Genomic DNA, 15,385 nt, shown 5'->3' with positions numbered 1-15,385 from the left:
TCTATTATAAATATACTAAAGACCTGCAGGATCAACAATAGATAATTCCCGAGATAAGCAGCATTTGTATCAATATATAGGAAGAGATAAGGAAAAATAAATTATTTAGAAAAAATACTTGTTTCTTCTTTCAAAAGGTGTTATATTTGTATTCGCCGCTGAAACAGCGCGGTTGATAAATAACATTAAGAAAAAAGTTGTTGACTTTATCTTGATAGAATGTTATATTAATAAAGTCGCCTCTGAGAGACGACGAAGATGATCTTTGAAAACTAAACAAGACAAAACGTACCTGTTAATTCGAGTTTTTATAAAAAAATCCTATGAAACTTCATAGGTAGTCAGTCAAACGCTGACGAGGCAGGAAGTGATCACATGCTAAGTTCGCTACATCGTGTAGCAACGCATGTGTGATATGCATCCTGCATACCTCGGAGAGTTTGATCCTGGCTCAGGACGAACGCTGGCGGCGTGCCTAATACATGCAAGTCGAGCGGACAGAAGGGAGCTTGCTCCCGGATGTTAGCGGCGGACGGGTGAGTAACACGTGGGTAACCTGCCTGTAAGACTGGGATAACTCCGGGAAACCGGAGCTAATACCGGATAGTTCCTTGAACCGCATGGTTCAAGGATGAAAGACGGTTTCGGCTGTCACTTACAGATGGACCCGCGGCGCATTAGCTAGTTGGTGGGGTAATGGCTCACCAAGGCGACGATGCGTAGCCGACCTGAGAGGGTGATCGGCCACACTGGGACTGAGACACGGCCCAGACTCCTACGGGAGGCAGCAGTAGGGAATCTTCCGCAATGGACGAAAGTCTGACGGAGCAACGCCGCGTGAGTGATGAAGGTTTTCGGATCGTAAAGCTCTGTTGTTAGGGAAGAACAAGTGCGAGAGTAACTGCTCGCACCTTGACGGTACCTAACCAGAAAGCCACGGCTAACTACGTGCCAGCAGCCGCGGTAATACGTAGGTGGCAAGCGTTGTCCGGAATTATTGGGCGTAAAGGGCTCGCAGGCGGTTTCTTAAGTCTGATGTGAAAGCCCCCGGCTCAACCGGGGAGGGTCATTGGAAACTGGGAAACTTGAGTGCAGAAGAGGAGAGTGGAATTCCACGTGTAGCGGTGAAATGCGTAGAGATGTGGAGGAACACCAGTGGCGAAGGCGACTCTCTGGTCTGTAACTGACGCTGAGGAGCGAAAGCGTGGGGAGCGAACAGGATTAGATACCCTGGTAGTCCACGCCGTAAACGATGAGTGCTAAGTGTTAGGGGGTTTCCGCCCCTTAGTGCTGCAGCTAACGCATTAAGCACTCCGCCTGGGGAGTACGGTCGCAAGACTGAAACTCAAAGGAATTGACGGGGGCCCGCACAAGCGGTGGAGCATGTGGTTTAATTCGAAGCAACGCGAAGAACCTTACCAGGTCTTGACATCCTCTGATAACCCTAGAGATAGGGCTTTCCCTTCGGGGACAGAGTGACAGGTGGTGCATGGTTGTCGTCAGCTCGTGTCGTGAGATGTTGGGTTAAGTCCCGCAACGAGCGCAACCCTTGATCTTAGTTGCCAGCATTCAGTTGGGCACTCTAAGGTGACTGCCGGTGACAAACCGGAGGAAGGTGGGGATGACGTCAAATCATCATGCCCCTTATGACCTGGGCTACACACGTGCTACAATGGACAGAACAAAGGGCTGCAAGACCGCAAGGTTTAGCCAATCCCATAAATCTGTTCTCAGTTCGGATCGCAGTCTGCAACTCGACTGCGTGAAGCTGGAATCGCTAGTAATCGCGGATCAGCATGCCGCGGTGAATACGTTCCCGGGCCTTGTACACACCGCCCGTCACACCACGAGAGTTTGCAACACCCGAAGTCGGTGAGGTAACCTTTATGGAGCCAGCCGCCGAAGGTGGGGCAGATGATTGGGGTGAAGTCGTAACAAGGTAGCCGTATCGGAAGGTGCGGCTGGATCACCTCCTTTCTAAGGATATATGGAGCAGCGTACGTTTTCGTCTTGTTTAGTTTTGAAGGATCATTCCTTCAAAACATGTCTCTAGCGAGACAGGATTGTTCTTTGAAAACTAGATAACAATAAGTAATACATTCACATTGAATGCAATGCAAAGTTCATCACACATAGTGATTCTTTCTAAAGTAAGAAATGGTTAAGTTAGAAAGGGCGCACGGTGGATGCCTTGGCACTAGGAGCCGATGAAGGACGGGACGAACACCGATATGCTTCGGGGAGCTGTAAGCAAGCTTTGATCCGGAGATTTCCGAATGGGGAAACCCACTGCTCGTAATGGAGTAGTATCCATACTTGAATACATAGAGTATGAGAAGGCATACCCGGGGAACTGAAACATCTAAGTACCCGGAGGAAGAGAAAGCAAATGCGATTCCCTGAGTAGCGGCGAGCGAAACGGGAACAGCCCAAACCAAGAGGCTTGCCTCTTGGGGTTGTAGGACACTCTATACGGAGTTACAAAGGAATGATATAAGCGAAGAGGTCTGGAAAGGCCCGCCAAAGAAGGTAACAGCCCTGTAACTGAAATGTCATTCTCTCCAGAGTGGATCCTGAGTACGGCGGAACACGTGAAATTCCGTCGGAATCCGGGAGGACCATCTCCCAAGGCTAAATACTCCCTAGTGACCGATAGTGAACCAGTACCGTGAGGGAAAGGTGAAAAGCACCCCGGAAGGGGAGTGAAATAGATCCTGAAACCGTGTGCCTACAAGTAGTCAGAGCCCGTTAACGGGTGATGGCGTGCCTTTTGTAGAATGAACCGGCGAGTTACGATCCCGTGCAAGGTTAAGCAGAAGATGCGGAGCCGCAGCGAAAGCGAGTCTGAATAGGGCGCATGAGTACGTGGTCGTAGACCCGAAACCAGGTGATCTACCCATGTCCAGGGTGAAGTTCAGGTAACACTGAATGGAGGCCCGAACCCACGCACGTTGAAAAGTGCGGGGATGAGGTGTGGGTAGGGGTGAAATGCCAATCGAACCTGGAGATAGCTGGTTCTCTCCGAAATAGCTTTAGGGCTAGCCTCAAGGTAAGAGTCTCGGAGGTAGAGCACTGATTGGACTAGGGGCCCCTACCGGGTTACCGAATTCAGTCAAACTCCGAATGCCGATGACTTATCCTTGGGAGTCAGACTGCGAGTGATAAGATCCGTAGTCGAAAGGGAAACAGCCCAGACCGCCAGCTAAGGTCCCAAAGTATACGTTAAGTGGAAAAGGATGTGGAGTTGCTTAGACAACCAGGATGTTGGCTTAGAAGCAGCCACCATTTAAAGAGTGCGTAATAGCTCACTGGTCGAGTGACTCTGCGCCGAAAATGTACCGGGGCTAAACGTATCACCGAAGCTGCGGACTGTTCTTACGAACAGTGGTAGGAGAGCGTTCTAAGGGCTGTGAAGCCAGACCGGAAGGACTGGTGGAGCGCTTAGAAGTGAGAATGCCGGTATGAGTAGCGAAAGACGGGTGAGAATCCCGTCCACCGAATGCCTAAGGTTTCCTGAGGAAGGCTCGTCCGCTCAGGGTTAGTCGGGACCTAAGCCGAGGCCGAAAGGCGTAGGCGATGGACAACAGGTTGATATTCCTGTACCACCTCCTCACCATTTGAGCAATGGGGGGACGCAGGAGGATAGGGTAAGCGCGGTATTGGATATCCGCGTCCAAGCAGTTAGGCTGGGAAATAGGCAAATCCGTTTCCCGTGAAGGCTGAGCTGTGATGGCGAGCGAAATTTAGTAGCGAAGTTCCTGATTCCACACTGCCAAGAAAAGCCTCTAGCGAGGTGAGAGGTGCCCGTACCGCAAACCGACACAGGTAGGCGAGGAGAGAATCCTAAGGTGATCGAGAGAACTCTCGTTAAGGAACTCGGCAAAATGACCCCGTAACTTCGGGAGAAGGGGTGCTTCTTAGGGTGTTAAAGCCCCGAGAAGCCGCAGTGAATAGGCCCAGGCGACTGTTTAGCAAAAACACAGGTCTCTGCGAAGCCGTAAGGCGAAGTATAGGGGCTGACGCCTGCCCGGTGCTGGAAGGTTAAGAGGAGCGCTTAGCGTAAGCGAAGGTGCGAATTGAAGCCCCAGTAAACGGCGGCCGTAACTATAACGGTCCTAAGGTAGCGAAATTCCTTGTCGGGTAAGTTCCGACCCGCACGAAAGGCGCAACGATCTGGGCACTGTCTCAACGAGAGACTCGGTGAAATTATAGTACCTGTGAAGATGCAGGTTACCCGCGACAGGACGGAAAGACCCCGTGGAGCTTTACTGCAGCCTGATATTGAATGTTGGTACAGCTTGTACAGGATAGGTAGGAGCCTTGGAAACCGGAGCGCTAGCTTCGGTGGAGGCATCGGTGGGATACTACCCTGGCTGTATTGACCTTCTAACCCGCTGCCCTTATCGGGCAGGGAGACAGTGTCAGGTGGGCAGTTTGACTGGGGCGGTCGCCTCCTAAAATGTAACGGAGGCGCCCAAAGGTTCCCTCAGAATGGTTGGAAATCATTCGCAGAGTGTAAAGGCACAAGGGAGCTTGACTGCGAGACCTACAAGTCGAGCAGGGACGAAAGTCGGGCTTAGTGATCCGGTGGTTCCGCATGGAAGGGCCATCGCTCAACGGATAAAAGCTACCCCGGGGATAACAGGCTTATCTCCCCCAAGAGTCCACATCGACGGGGAGGTTTGGCACCTCGATGTCGGCTCATCGCATCCTGGGGCTGTAGTCGGTCCCAAGGGTTGGGCTGTTCGCCCATTAAAGCGGTACGCGAGCTGGGTTCAGAACGTCGTGAGACAGTTCGGTCCCTATCCGTCGCGGGCGCAGGAAATTTGAGAGGAGCTGTCCTTAGTACGAGAGGACCGGGATGGACGCACCGCTGGTGTACCAGTTGTTCTGCCAAGGGCATCGCTGGGTAGCTATGTGCGGACGGGATAAGTGCTGAAAGCATCTAAGCATGAAGCCCCCCTCAAGATGAGATTTCCCATTCCGCAAGGAAGTAAGATCCCTGAAAGATGATCAGGTTGATAGGTCTGAGGTGGAAGCGTGGTGACACGTGGAGCTGACAGATACTAATAGATCGAGGACTTAACCTATATTCTATTGTGAAGCATGAACATTGTTATCTAGTTTTGAGAGAACATTCTCTCCATCAGGTTTGGTGGCGATAGCGAAGAGGTCACACCCGTTCCCATACCGAACACGGAAGTTAAGCTCTTCAGCGCCGATGGTAGTTGGGGGTTTCCCCCTGTGAGAGTAGGACGCCGCCAAGCTTCTATAAGGATCAGTTCCAGTCGGAACTGGTCTTTTTTGTGCAAGTTGAGGGTACATACATTCACTTGTTTGATAAAAGATCGTGGCTTCATTTTATGTCCACAAGCAGCGTGTAAAATACTTGGATATAAAGAGAAAATGAGCCTATCGCATAAAACATATCTATAAAAAACAATAGAGAGATAGAGTATCAGCTTATATAGGGAAATTAAAGATGTGTAAGCTTATATGATTTTTATAAATGCTTACGGCTAAAGAGATTACATATATCATTAAAGTATAAAAATGAGGGACTGCTAATATTTCTGAAGGAATCGAACGTTTTAAAAGAGAATATAGAAGAGAGAAGTTCAGCTGCTGAACGTGGAACAGCAGCTGTTTGAATAGGTGAAATGACGATCATTTGTTAAAAGAAATACGCAATGAAAATTGAAATAAAATTTTTTTAATATAGCCTTTACAAATGATTAAAACCTGTATATAATAATCTTTGTCGGATCGAGAGATTCCTACATAGTGGAGGATTAGCTCAGCTGGGAGAGCATCTGCCTTACAAGCAGAGGGTCGGCGGTTCGAGCCCGTCATCCTCCACCATATTTATTCTTACATAATGTTAGGATAGATAAAGCCGGTGTAGCTCAACTGGTAGAGCAACTGACTTGTAATCAGTAGGTTGGGGGTTCAAGTCCTCTTGCCGGCACCACTTTCATATGGTAAGATAGACAAGTCGCTTTTAAAGCGAGCCATTAGCTCAGTTGGTAGAGCATCTGACTTTTAATCAGAGGGTCGAAGGTTCGAGTCCTTCATGGCTCACCATGTTTCATGCGGGTGTGGCGGAATTGGCAGACGCGCTAGACTTAGGATCTAGTGTCTTTATGACGTGGGGGTTCAAGTCCCTTCACCCGCATTGCCAAATAAAATAAAGAAATCCTGTAATGCGGAAGTAGTTCAGTGGTAGAACACCACCTTGCCAAGGTGGGGGTCGCGGGTTCGAATCCCGTCTTCCGCTTATACCATCCACGCCGGGGTGGTGGAATTGGCAGACACACAGGACTTAAAATCCTGCGGTAGGTGACTACCGTGCCGGTTCAAGTCCGGCCCTCGGCATTATAAATAAGCGCCCGTAGCTCAATTGGATAGAGCGTTTGACTACGGATCAAAAGGTTAGGGGTTCGACTCCTCTCGGGCGCGCCATTAAGATCGGGAAGTAGCTCAGCTTGGTAGAGCACTTGGTTTGGGACCAAGGGGTCGCAGGTTCGAATCCTGTCTTCCCGACCATCTTTTATGGGGCCTTAGCTCAGCTGGGAGAGCGCCTGCCTTGCACGCAGGAGGTCAGCGGTTCGATCCCGCTAGGCTCCACTTTTTAAAAGATTATTTTGATCATGGCGGTGTAGCTCAGCTGGCTAGAGCGTACGGTTCATACCCGTGAGGTCGGGGGTTCGATCCCCTCCGCCGCTATAAAGGACCTTTAGCTCAGTTGGTTAGAGCAGACGGCTCATAACCGTCCGGTCGTAGGTTCGAGTCCTACAAGGTCCACCATCTATACGGAGGAATACCCAAGTCCGGCTGAAGGGATCGGTCTTGAAAACCGACAGGGGTGTCAAAGCCCGCGGGGGTTCGAATCCCTCTTCCTCCGCCATATTTTTTAAAAGCCATATCATCGCGGGGTGGAGCAGTTCGGTAGCTCGTCGGGCTCATAACCCGAAGGTCGCAGGTTCAAATCCTGCCCCCGCAACCAAAATGGTCCGGTAGTTCAGTTGGTTAGAATGCCTGCCTGTCACGCAGGAGGTCGCGGGTTCGAGTCCCGTCCGGACCGCCATTTTTCAAAAGAATACTTGGCTCGGTAGCTCAGTTGGTAGAGCAACGGACTGAAAATCCGTGTGTCGGCGGTTCGATTCCGTCCCGAGCCACTTTTATAAAAATATTCATAGTATGGCGGTTGTGGCGAAGTGGTTAACGCACCAGATTGTGGCTCTGGCACTCGTGGGTTCGATTCCCATCAATCGCCCCATACATATTTTTGCGGGTGTAGTTTAGTGGTAAAACCTCAGCCTTCCAAGCTGATGTCGTGGGTTCGATTCCCATCACCCGCTCCATTTGTATATCTGTTCATGGGCCTGTAGCTCAGCTGGTTAGAGCGCACGCCTGATAAGCGTGAGGTCGGTGGTTCGAGTCCACTCAGGCCCACCATGATCTTCCGCAGTAGCTCAGTGGTAGAGCTATCGGCTGTTAACCGATCGGTCGTAGGTTCGAATCCTACCTGCGGAGCCAAATGGAGAAGTACTCAAGTGGCTGAAGAGGCGCCCCTGCTAAGGGTGTAGGTCGCGTAAGCGGCGCGAGGGTTCAAATCCCTCCTTCTCCGCCATTGATCTGGCCCGTTGGTCAAGCGGTTAAGACACCGCCCTTTCACGGCGGTAACACGGGTTCGAATCCCGTACGGGTCATTTTTAAAAGAGATCTTGTCAAAGATCTCTTTTTTATTTTCTCCAAAACGAAAGACCGCATCATGGCGGTCTTTTTTTTACATATTCATGGAATAGATCGTATAAGACAAGTATGTGGCAAAGAAACCCCATAAGACATAAGGAATCAGTAAAATTGGAACGACTTTGCTTAGTTTACGTGAGACGATGACAAGTGCAAGTGCTGTCAGTGCGACGAGAAGGCAGTCGATTGTAGCTACAAACAAATCCTTTTGTGTAAATTGAAAAAAGCTAAAGGCTTGATTGAAAACATAATTTAAAAGGAAAAGAATCCAAAATGGTAAAGTGATTTTTTGGAATCCATATTTTCCATAAATGATCGCTGCGGACAATGAGATGAGTGCAAATAAGACAGCCCACACAGCACCGATCACACCGCCACCAGGCGTCCATTCTGGTTTATTCAATGCGTCATACCATTCTCTGTCGACGGGGAACAAGAATCCGGCAATAGAGAATAGTGCGTATGTAATAAAGAAGACGACAATCGCCCAAATGATACTTTTTCTAGCCATCAAGAATCTCCTCCAATCAAATTCACTCTTAAAATGATTTCCCAATAATTACATGATATAAACATAAAGCCCCCAATATGAGGGGACTAATGATTTTCTTCTGTATAAGGTTCTTCCTCGTACGGTTTCAAGTCACCAAATACTGTCATGACACCTTCTTCGTCTAGTGCTTCTTCATAGGCCTCGTGTGCTTTGGTCGGATACACCTTGCTTGCTTTTCCTTCAATATCAGCAGCTGCGAATCCTTCGTAGTCCTCCACATAATCTTCATCTTCTGATTGTGTATATACATCATCGTATGTTAGAGGAGGGAATTCCATATCAGACGGGGTCTCAGAGTTTCCGTAGCGTTCTACGTCTTGGTAGGCATCCTCTCCATCGTACGCAGCACTTTCTTCATTTTCGAATTGTCCCGCGGGAGGACTTAATAAATCCTCTTCAATCGGACGGTTTTGTGAAACGGTCTGTTCTTTTGAATGCTCTGTGCATGTGACGGCAGTAGGCAAGGCTTCTAAGCGTTCCTTTGGAATAGGGGCTTTACAGACCTTGCACAGACCATAAGAGCCGTCTGCAATGGCTTGGAGTGCTTCATTGATGTCTAACATATGTTCATGTTCCAAGCTGTTTAAAGCAATATCTTTCCCACGTTCGAACAGCTCTGTCCCTTGATCACCAGGGTGGTTATCATAGGCAGACAATTCACCGATTGAATCGTAAGGAAAGGATACTTTCTGTTCATCGTCATGGCTTTTGGCTTCAAGTTCTTTCTTTTCATCGAGAAGGCGCTGCTTCAAATGATGTAATTCGTCTTTAGACAACAAAGCGATCATCCTTTCATATCAAACATATTGTTAGTATGAGCAATTTTGTATGTAAGACTAGTTCCAATTTGAAGCAATTCCTTATTAAAAAAACGCCTGCGGCTGCAGGCGTTTTTTGTTACGCGATATAGTATTGTATGATTAAAGCGATCGTCAGCAGAAAACCAAAAAATGTATTGGTTTGAGCTGTAGATTTCATGGCATTCATTAATTCAATCGGCTTTTCTTTTTGTTTAAACTCTTTAATGGCTGTATAGGCTTTTGGCACACTCAGTAAAACAAGAAGACTCCAAAGACCGACGATATCTGTGAAGATATAAACAAAAATGAGTACATATGATACCAAAAACATGGAAAGTAAAATGTTCACTGCAGCTTTGCGTCCAGCAAGAATGGCAAGTGTTCTTCGTCCATTTTCCTTATCCCCGTCTAAATCACGGATATTGTTCGATAGTAAGATGGCACCAACTAAAATAGAAATTGGTAGTGAGATGAGAACCGCTTTAGATGTCAGTGTGCCTGTTTGGATATAGAAACTAATCAAGATGATTCCTAATCCCATAAAAGCACCTGAAACAAGTTCTCCAAACGGTGTATATGCAATTGGTACAGGGCCGCCAGTATAGAAATAGCCTGCTGCCATACAAATAAGTCCTATTAGTGCAATCCACCAGCTAGACATCATGCAAATATATACCCCAAGTAATAAAGAAAGCGCAAATAGTGCATAAGCGAGGCTGAGGACTGTCTTTGGCTTCACACCGTTTCTTACAATGGCTCCGCCGATGCCGACAGATTTCTCGTTGTCAAGCCCGCGAACATAATCAAAGTACTCATTAAACATGTTTGTTGCGATTTGGATAAACATAGATGCAAACAGCATGGCTAAAAACAGCCCAACATGTATTTGACCACTTGGAAGTGCTAAAACAGTTCCTAAAGTAACGGGAATAAATGCCGCTGTTAGTGTATGCGGTCGTAGTAAATTCCACCAAATTCGCCAGTTTTTATCAGGCTTTATTGGTGAAAGCTGATCTGATATCGATTGATGCTGCATAAAATATACTCCTTTAAATAAAAAAATACGTACACGTCCAAATTCCAGTTTAGCAAAGTTCAAAAAGGTGTCAATATATTGATGCGATGAATCGGGAAAAAGATGTTTGCTAATCGTTGCCATATCGAAGGAAAGCTTGATTTTAGAACAGGACCTGCCATTTTACCTTTGATGCTCTCGTTTCAATAAGCAGGAGCGAAAAAATCTTGAAAGCGTGATATAATAAGGATTCGAGGTTTTAAAAGCTGTTTTCTTTACTAAGTTCATCTGTTAAGGTTTATAATAGAAAAGCAGGTCATTCGACATATTCGAATGTTCATGTATTTTTGTTATGGTTTTATTTTTTATGTTATTTCATGGATTTTGGAGGAATGTATCATGGTGACAACAGTGCAAAGTACTTTCCGGCAGGAAGCGCTCGCGACATTAGAAGAAGCGAATAACGTCAACCATGCTGTTTTGATAAGCTACTCCAGAAGAGTTGACGATCTGGATCCTCTTGCCTTTTTCCAAAGCGGCGAAGCGGATTTTTTAGGCGAGCGGTTTTTTTGGTCTGATCCAGAAAGCCAAATGATATTTTCTGGACTTGGCAGAGCGGCCGTCATTAAATCATCTGAGCAAGGCAAGGAACGATTCGATATAGTCCATCAAGAATGGGAACAGCTAAAACAGCACATGTTCCATTTTCATGATGAGAAGGAGTTAAAGCAAGCGGCTGTTGGTCCGCTTTTATTTGGAGGATTCTCGTTTGATCCGCAGGAAGAGAAGGCGCGTCATTGGGAAGCATTTGGCGAGGCTCATTTTTTTGTGCCATCGATCATGCTGACTGTCTCAAAAGAAGGCAGTTTTCTTACGATCAATGAGTGGAAGCAGGTGGACGGGAATGTTCATCAGCTTATTCAAGAATTAGAACAAAAAGCCTCTCGTTTCGAGACATTGCCAGTACGGACTGGTGGACAAGCTGAACTTGTTCATATGGAAGAGCTGGATGTGAACGAATGGATGAAGGCGATCCAAGAAGCGACAGACCACATTCGTGCAAACGAATATGAAAAGGTTGTTTTAGCAAGAGAAGTCTTGCTTCACTATAAAAATCAAATTGAACTTGCTCCACTATTAGCAGAATTATTAAAGCACCAAACAACGAGTTATGTATTTGCGGTTGAACAGGGAAGACAAGCATTTGTCGGAGCCACGCCGGAACGCTTAGTGAAAAAAAGCGGCGGAGAGGTCTTTTCATCCTGTTTAGCAGGTTCCATTGTTCGCGGAAAAGATGAAGCGGAGGATTACGCATTAGGCGAGGAACTGCTGCATGATGAGAAGAATTTGATTGAACATCAAATTGTCGTCAATATGATTGAGCAAGCATTTAAAGCGAATTGCCTTCATGTGCATAAACCAAATCAACCAAGTCTTTATAAAACAAAAAACATTCAGCATTTGTTTACACCGATTGTGGGAGAAATCAAAAGCAGCTGTTCCCTCTTTTCATTAATTGAGCAGCTTCATCCGACGCCGGCATTAGGCGGATATCCTAAGGAAAAGGCGGTTGAAGTGATTCGTGAAATCGAACCGCTTAAGCGCGGCTGGTATGCAGCGCCGGTAGGCTGGATTGATTCTCAGGATAATGGAGAATTTGCTGTAGCCATTCGGTCAGGTCTTATTGAGGAAGATCGTGTTCGTTTGTTCGCCGGCTGTGGAATTGTAGAGGATTCCCTTGCAAAGCAGGAGTATGAGGAAACACAAGTGAAGTTAAGACCAATGCTGTCTGCTCTTGGAGGTCATCCTATTGAATAATCACATCATGACAACATATATAGGCAGATTGATGGATGAATTCGTCCAAGGTGGTGTGAAAGAGGCAGTTGTCTGTCCTGGTTCTCGTTCAACTCCGCTTGCGATGCTGGCCCTTGCTCATCAAGACATCCATGTCCATGTTTTAGTGGACGAACGGTCTGCTGCTTTTTATGCGCTTGGTCTTGCAAAAGCAAGTCAATCACCAGTGCTGCTCATTTGTACATCAGGTACAGCAGCTGCTAACTTTTATCCAGCCATTGTAGAGGCGCATTATTCTCGTGTACCTCTTATTGTGTTAACTGCTGATCGGCCGCACGAATTGAGGGAAGTTGGGGCACCTCAAGCGATTGATCAGCAATTCTTATTCGGTAAGTTTGTTAAATGGTTCACAGACTTAGCATTGCCAGAGGAAAGTCAAACGATGCTGCGTTATGTTCAGACAGCAGCTGCGAGAGCAAATCACATGTCGATGCAGGAGCCAAAGGGGCCTGTTCAGATCAATGTACCTCTGAGAGAACCATTGCTTCCTGATCTGTCTATTGACCCTTTCGCGCGAGAAGAATCAGACACGAAAAAGGTATTAGCATCAGGTCAGGCTTTCCCAAATGATCGAGTGATGTCTGAAATCGTAACCGTCATGAACCAATCCAAAAAGGGACTGATTGTGGCTGGTGAACTTCATACACAGGAAGAAAAAGAGGCGGTTTTACGCCTTTCGAAAGCTCTGCATTTACCTATTTTAGCTGACCCGCTGTCTCTTTTACGCAACGGACATGAAAATGAAGATCTGATCATCGATGCGTATGATTCTTTATTAAAAGATGAAGCATTACAGCAGCACCTATTGCCGGATATGGTCATTCGCTTTGGACCGATGCCTGTATCTAAGCCCTTATTCAAGTGGCTGGAAAAACATGCGGAAGTAAAGCAGATTGTTGTTGATGCTGCCGGAGGCTTCCGTGATCCTGGGTTAAGTGCTTCATACGTCATTGAAAGTACTGTCTCTGCTTTTGGAGAAGCAGCATTAAATCAAGCAGTACAACGTAAAGAGACAAGTTTCTTAAACTGCTGGCAGAATGCTAATTCTTCATTCAGAACGCATGCAGCCCGCTATTCAGATGAGGATTTGTCCTTTGAAGGGAATGTGTACCGTCAGCTTCAGCACCTCTTGCCAAAGGAGAGTGTCCTTTTTATCGGTAATAGTATGCCGATTCGTGATGTAGATACATTTTTTGAGACTCAGTCCAAGCCTTTTCGAATGATGGCGAATCGCGGAGCAAATGGCATTGACGGCGTTGTGTCCACAGCACTTGGCACGTATGCAGCCTTGAAGCAGCCAGTCACTTTAGTCATTGGAGATTTATCATTTTACCATGATATGAACGGTCTGCTTGCAGCTAAGCTGATGGACATTCCGCTGACAGTTGTTTTGATAAACAATGATGGGGGAGGTATCTTTTCTTTCCTTCCGCAGGCGTCTGATAAACCTTATTATGAAAAGCTCTTCGGTACGCCGACAGGACTGAATTTTGAGTATGCATCGAAGTTATATGGGGGAACCTATTCGAAACCGTCAACGAAACAAGAGTTACATGATGTGTACATGGCGCATATAGATGAACCAGGGCTTCATTTAATTGAAATTGAAACAGATCGTCATTCCCGTGTAGACAAGCATCGTCAAATGATGGATGACATATTGGAAGAAGTGAAAAAAGAATGCCTTCTCTCATCATAAGAATGCGTGATGGGGTAGCGTACGAAGTGGTGGACCAGGACCCTTCGGCAGCAAATGCCACATTATGCTTACACGGCTTCACTGGAAGTGCAGCGTCTTGGACGTTCTTGAATGCTTATTTGGAGAATACAAGACTGATTCAGATCAGCTTGCTTGGACATGGGCGTACGGACTCGCCAGAAAGTGTGAGAAGATATGCCATGTCTCAGCAGCTGGCAGATCTTGTAGAGATTTTAAACCAATTAAAGCTTCACAAAGTGAATATTCTCGGATATTCTATGGGAGGACGTATTGCTTTATCATTTGCCGCTCGTTATCCAGATCGTGTCAATAAATTGATTCTTGAGAGTACATCTCCTGGGCTTCGCACTTTTAAAGAGCGGATGGCAAGACTAAAGCATGATCATCAGCTTGCTCAAAAGATTAGACATGAAGGCTTAGTGAAGTTTGTGGATTTTTGGGAAAGCATTCCTTTGTTTGCGTCGCAGAAAACTTTATCAGCGGAAAGGCAGACTGAGCTGAGAGAGGGAAGACTAAAAGCCAATCCTCTTGGACTGGCTCGCAGCTTAGAGGGAATTGGAACAGGTTCACAGCCGTCTGTTTGGAAGGCGTTAAAGCATATTCATTTGCCTGCTTTGTTCATTTGCGGAACGCTTGATGAAAAGTTCTGCCATATCGGCAAACGTATGCAGCAGGAGCTGAAAGGAAGTCAATTTATAGTGGCTGAGCATGCTGGGCATACAGTTCATGTGGAACAACCACATTTTTTTGGTAAAATAGTAAGTGAGTTTATTTTAGCGCAAGATTAGAGGAGGAAATATTGATGGCTATTGAATGGCAAACTGAGCGTCAGTATGACGAAATTTTATATGAAACATACAATGGGATCGCAAAGATTACGATTAATCGTCCGCACGTACATAACGCGTTTACCCCAAAGACTGTTAGTGAATTAATTGATGCATTTTCACGGGCTCGTGATAATTCAGAAGTTGGTGTGATCGTACTTGCAGGTGCTGGCGGAAAAGCATTCTGTTCTGGTGGAGACCAAAAAGTTCGCGGCCATGGCGGTTATGTAGGAGACGATCAAATTCCACGTCTAAATGTATTAGACTTGCAGCGTTTGATTCGTGTCATTCCAAAACCAGTTATCGCAATGGTAGCAGGTTACGCGATTGGCGGAGGCCACGTTCTTCACGTTGTGTGTGACCTGACGATTGCAGCAGATAATGCAATTTTTGGACAAACAGGTCCAAAAGTAGGCAGCTTTGATGCTGGTTATGGTTCAGGCTACCTTGCACGTATTGTTGGTCATAAGAAAGCAAGAGAAATCTGGTACTTATGCCGTCAATACAATGCACAAGAAGCGCTTGATATGGGACTTGTTAACACAGTTGTCCCATTAGATCAGCTTGAAGAGGAAACGGTGAAGTGGTGTGAGGAGATGCTAGAAAAGAGCCCGACTGCTTTACGATTCTTGAAGGCTGCATTTAACGCAGATACGGATGGATTAGCTGGAATTCAGCAATTTGCAGGAGATGCGACACTTCTTTATTACACAACAGATGAAGCAAAAGAAGGACGCGATTCCTTTAAGGAAAAACGCAAGCCGGACTTCGGCCAGTTCCCGCGTTTCCCTTGATTCAATGATATCAATGAACAACAGCTTAGTGCATCAGACTAAGCTGTTTTCTTTTACGAAAAGG

At 46.5% G+C, this 15,385-nt stretch carries 7 protein-coding genes, 21 tRNA genes and 3 rRNA genes; 28 read left to right on the top strand and 3 right to left on the bottom strand.

What is annotated here, in order from left to right; all coding sequences use genetic code 11:
- The first annotated feature begins 428 nt into the window (after positions 1-428).
- From MHB67_RS14025 to MHB67_RS13910, 24 genes are all read left to right on the top strand, one after another.
- Positions 429-1,977 (top strand): 16S ribosomal RNA (locus tag MHB67_RS14025).
- Between the two features lie 182 nt (positions 1,978-2,159).
- Positions 2,160-5,090 (top strand): 23S ribosomal RNA (locus MHB67_RS14020).
- A 61-nt stretch (positions 5,091-5,151) separates the two neighbouring features.
- Positions 5,152-5,267: ribosomal RNA gene (rrf, locus tag MHB67_RS14015) — 5S ribosomal RNA — on the top strand.
- The 16S, 23S and 5S rRNA genes sit together here, the layout of an rRNA operon.
- Positions 5,268-5,786: 519 nt before the next feature.
- Positions 5,787-5,862, top strand: a tRNA-Val gene (locus tag MHB67_RS14010).
- 33 nt (positions 5,863-5,895) lie between these two features.
- Positions 5,896-5,971: transfer RNA gene (locus tag MHB67_RS14005), tRNA-Thr, on the top strand.
- A 37-nt stretch (positions 5,972-6,008) separates the two neighbouring features.
- A tRNA-Lys gene (locus tag MHB67_RS14000) sits at positions 6,009-6,084 on the top strand.
- Positions 6,085-6,092: 8 nt separating this feature from the next.
- A tRNA-Leu gene (locus MHB67_RS13995) sits at positions 6,093-6,175 on the top strand.
- Between the two features lie 30 nt (positions 6,176-6,205).
- A tRNA-Gly gene (locus tag MHB67_RS13990) sits at positions 6,206-6,277 on the top strand.
- Positions 6,278-6,289: 12 nt separating this feature from the next.
- Positions 6,290-6,375, top strand: a tRNA-Leu gene (locus tag MHB67_RS13985).
- Positions 6,376-6,385: 10 nt separating this feature from the next.
- A tRNA-Arg gene (locus tag MHB67_RS13980) sits at positions 6,386-6,462 on the top strand.
- A gap of 7 nt (positions 6,463-6,469) precedes the next feature.
- Positions 6,470-6,546: transfer RNA gene (locus MHB67_RS13975), tRNA-Pro, on the top strand.
- 8 nt (positions 6,547-6,554) lie between these two features.
- A tRNA-Ala gene (locus MHB67_RS13970) sits at positions 6,555-6,627 on the top strand.
- A gap of 25 nt (positions 6,628-6,652) precedes the next feature.
- A tRNA-Met gene (locus MHB67_RS13965) sits at positions 6,653-6,726 on the top strand.
- 4 nt (positions 6,727-6,730) lie between these two features.
- Positions 6,731-6,807, top strand: a tRNA-Ile gene (locus tag MHB67_RS13960).
- A gap of 7 nt (positions 6,808-6,814) precedes the next feature.
- Positions 6,815-6,907 (top strand) — tRNA-Ser (locus MHB67_RS13955).
- A 22-nt stretch (positions 6,908-6,929) separates the two neighbouring features.
- Positions 6,930-7,006: transfer RNA gene (locus MHB67_RS13950), tRNA-Met, on the top strand.
- Between the two features lie 4 nt (positions 7,007-7,010).
- Positions 7,011-7,087, top strand: a tRNA-Asp gene (locus tag MHB67_RS13945).
- 18 nt (positions 7,088-7,105) lie between these two features.
- Positions 7,106-7,178, top strand: a tRNA-Phe gene (locus MHB67_RS13940).
- A gap of 25 nt (positions 7,179-7,203) precedes the next feature.
- A tRNA-His gene (locus tag MHB67_RS13935) sits at positions 7,204-7,279 on the top strand.
- Positions 7,280-7,290: 11 nt separating this feature from the next.
- Positions 7,291-7,364, top strand: a tRNA-Gly gene (locus tag MHB67_RS13930).
- A 17-nt stretch (positions 7,365-7,381) separates the two neighbouring features.
- Positions 7,382-7,458 (top strand) — tRNA-Ile (locus tag MHB67_RS13925).
- A 6-nt stretch (positions 7,459-7,464) separates the two neighbouring features.
- Positions 7,465-7,539: transfer RNA gene (locus MHB67_RS13920), tRNA-Asn, on the top strand.
- A 3-nt stretch (positions 7,540-7,542) separates the two neighbouring features.
- Positions 7,543-7,633 (top strand) — tRNA-Ser (locus tag MHB67_RS13915).
- Between the two features lie 7 nt (positions 7,634-7,640).
- Positions 7,641-7,712, top strand: a tRNA-Glu gene (locus MHB67_RS13910).
- A 77-nt stretch (positions 7,713-7,789) separates the two neighbouring features.
- Here MHB67_RS13910 and MHB67_RS13905 read toward each other — a convergent pair.
- The 3 genes from MHB67_RS13905 to MHB67_RS13895 form a co-directional block, all read right to left on the bottom strand.
- On the bottom strand, positions 7,790-8,266 hold the full coding sequence (locus MHB67_RS13905; RefSeq protein ID WP_044332218.1) for a tryptophan-rich sensory protein: 477 nt from the start codon (positions 8,264-8,266) through the stop codon (positions 7,790-7,792).
- Positions 8,267-8,352: 86 nt separating this feature from the next.
- Positions 8,353-9,087, bottom strand: coding sequence for a TraR/DksA C4-type zinc finger protein (locus MHB67_RS13900; protein ID WP_024425775.1), 735 nt, complete (start codon positions 9,085-9,087; stop codon positions 8,353-8,355).
- 118 nt (positions 9,088-9,205) lie between these two features.
- Positions 9,206-10,144 carry a 1,4-dihydroxy-2-naphthoate polyprenyltransferase gene (locus tag MHB67_RS13895; protein ID WP_025093657.1) on the bottom strand — a complete coding sequence of 313 codons (939 nt, stop codon included), beginning with the start codon at positions 10,142-10,144 and terminating at the stop codon, positions 9,206-9,208.
- A 378-nt stretch (positions 10,145-10,522) separates the two neighbouring features.
- Between MHB67_RS13895 and MHB67_RS13890 the strand changes: the two genes are divergently transcribed.
- From MHB67_RS13890 to menB, 4 genes are read left to right on the top strand one after another with little or no spacing between them, the layout of a single operon-like run.
- Positions 10,523-11,941 carry an isochorismate synthase gene (locus MHB67_RS13890; RefSeq protein WP_103132316.1) on the top strand — a complete coding sequence of 473 codons (1,419 nt, stop codon included), beginning with the start codon at positions 10,523-10,525 and terminating at the stop codon, positions 11,939-11,941.
- Entirely contained in the window at positions 11,934-13,679 is a 1,746-nt protein-coding gene (gene menD / locus MHB67_RS13885) for a 2-succinyl-5-enolpyruvyl-6-hydroxy-3-cyclohexene-1-carboxylic-acid synthase (protein WP_024424939.1), read from the top strand. The genes MHB67_RS13890 and menD overlap by 8 nt, the downstream gene beginning before the upstream one ends.
- Positions 13,661-14,488, top strand: a complete 828-nt coding sequence (gene menH, locus MHB67_RS13880; RefSeq protein ID WP_342492579.1) for a 2-succinyl-6-hydroxy-2,4-cyclohexadiene-1-carboxylate synthase — start codon at positions 13,661-13,663, stop codon at positions 14,486-14,488. Before menD ends, menH begins: the two co-directional genes overlap by 19 nt.
- A gap of 14 nt (positions 14,489-14,502) precedes the next feature.
- On the top strand, positions 14,503-15,321 hold the full coding sequence (gene menB / locus MHB67_RS13875) for a 1,4-dihydroxy-2-naphthoyl-CoA synthase (protein ID WP_024424937.1): 819 nt from the start codon (positions 14,503-14,505) through the stop codon (positions 15,319-15,321).
- The last annotated feature ends 64 nt before the right edge of the window (positions 15,322-15,385 follow it).

The sequence above is a fragment of the Bacillus sp. FSL H8-0516 genome, from assembly GCF_038635285.1.
Classification (GTDB): domain Bacteria; phylum Bacillota; class Bacilli; order Bacillales; family Bacillaceae; genus Bacillus; species Bacillus safensis.
The sequence above is the reverse complement of the archived record's forward strand: the minus strand, read 5'-3'. Positions and strand labels throughout refer to the sequence as shown.

What these genes read in the sequence shown, in the direction of transcription:
- menH (WP_342492579.1), top strand. Translation starts at nt 13,661, where the DNA reads ATGCCTTCTCTCATCATAAGAATGCGTGATGGGGTAGCGTACGAAGTG.
- MHB67_RS13895 (WP_025093657.1), bottom strand. Translation starts at nt 10,144, where the DNA reads ATGCAGCATCAATCGATATCAGATCAGCTTTCACCAATAAAGCCTGAT.
- MHB67_RS13905 (WP_044332218.1), bottom strand. Translation starts at nt 8,266, where the DNA reads ATGGCTAGAAAAAGTATCATTTGGGCGATTGTCGTCTTCTTTATTACA.
- MHB67_RS13890 (WP_103132316.1), top strand. Translation starts at nt 10,523, where the DNA reads ATGGTGACAACAGTGCAAAGTACTTTCCGGCAGGAAGCGCTCGCGACA.
- menB (WP_024424937.1), top strand. Translation starts at nt 14,503, where the DNA reads ATGGCTATTGAATGGCAAACTGAGCGTCAGTATGACGAAATTTTATAT.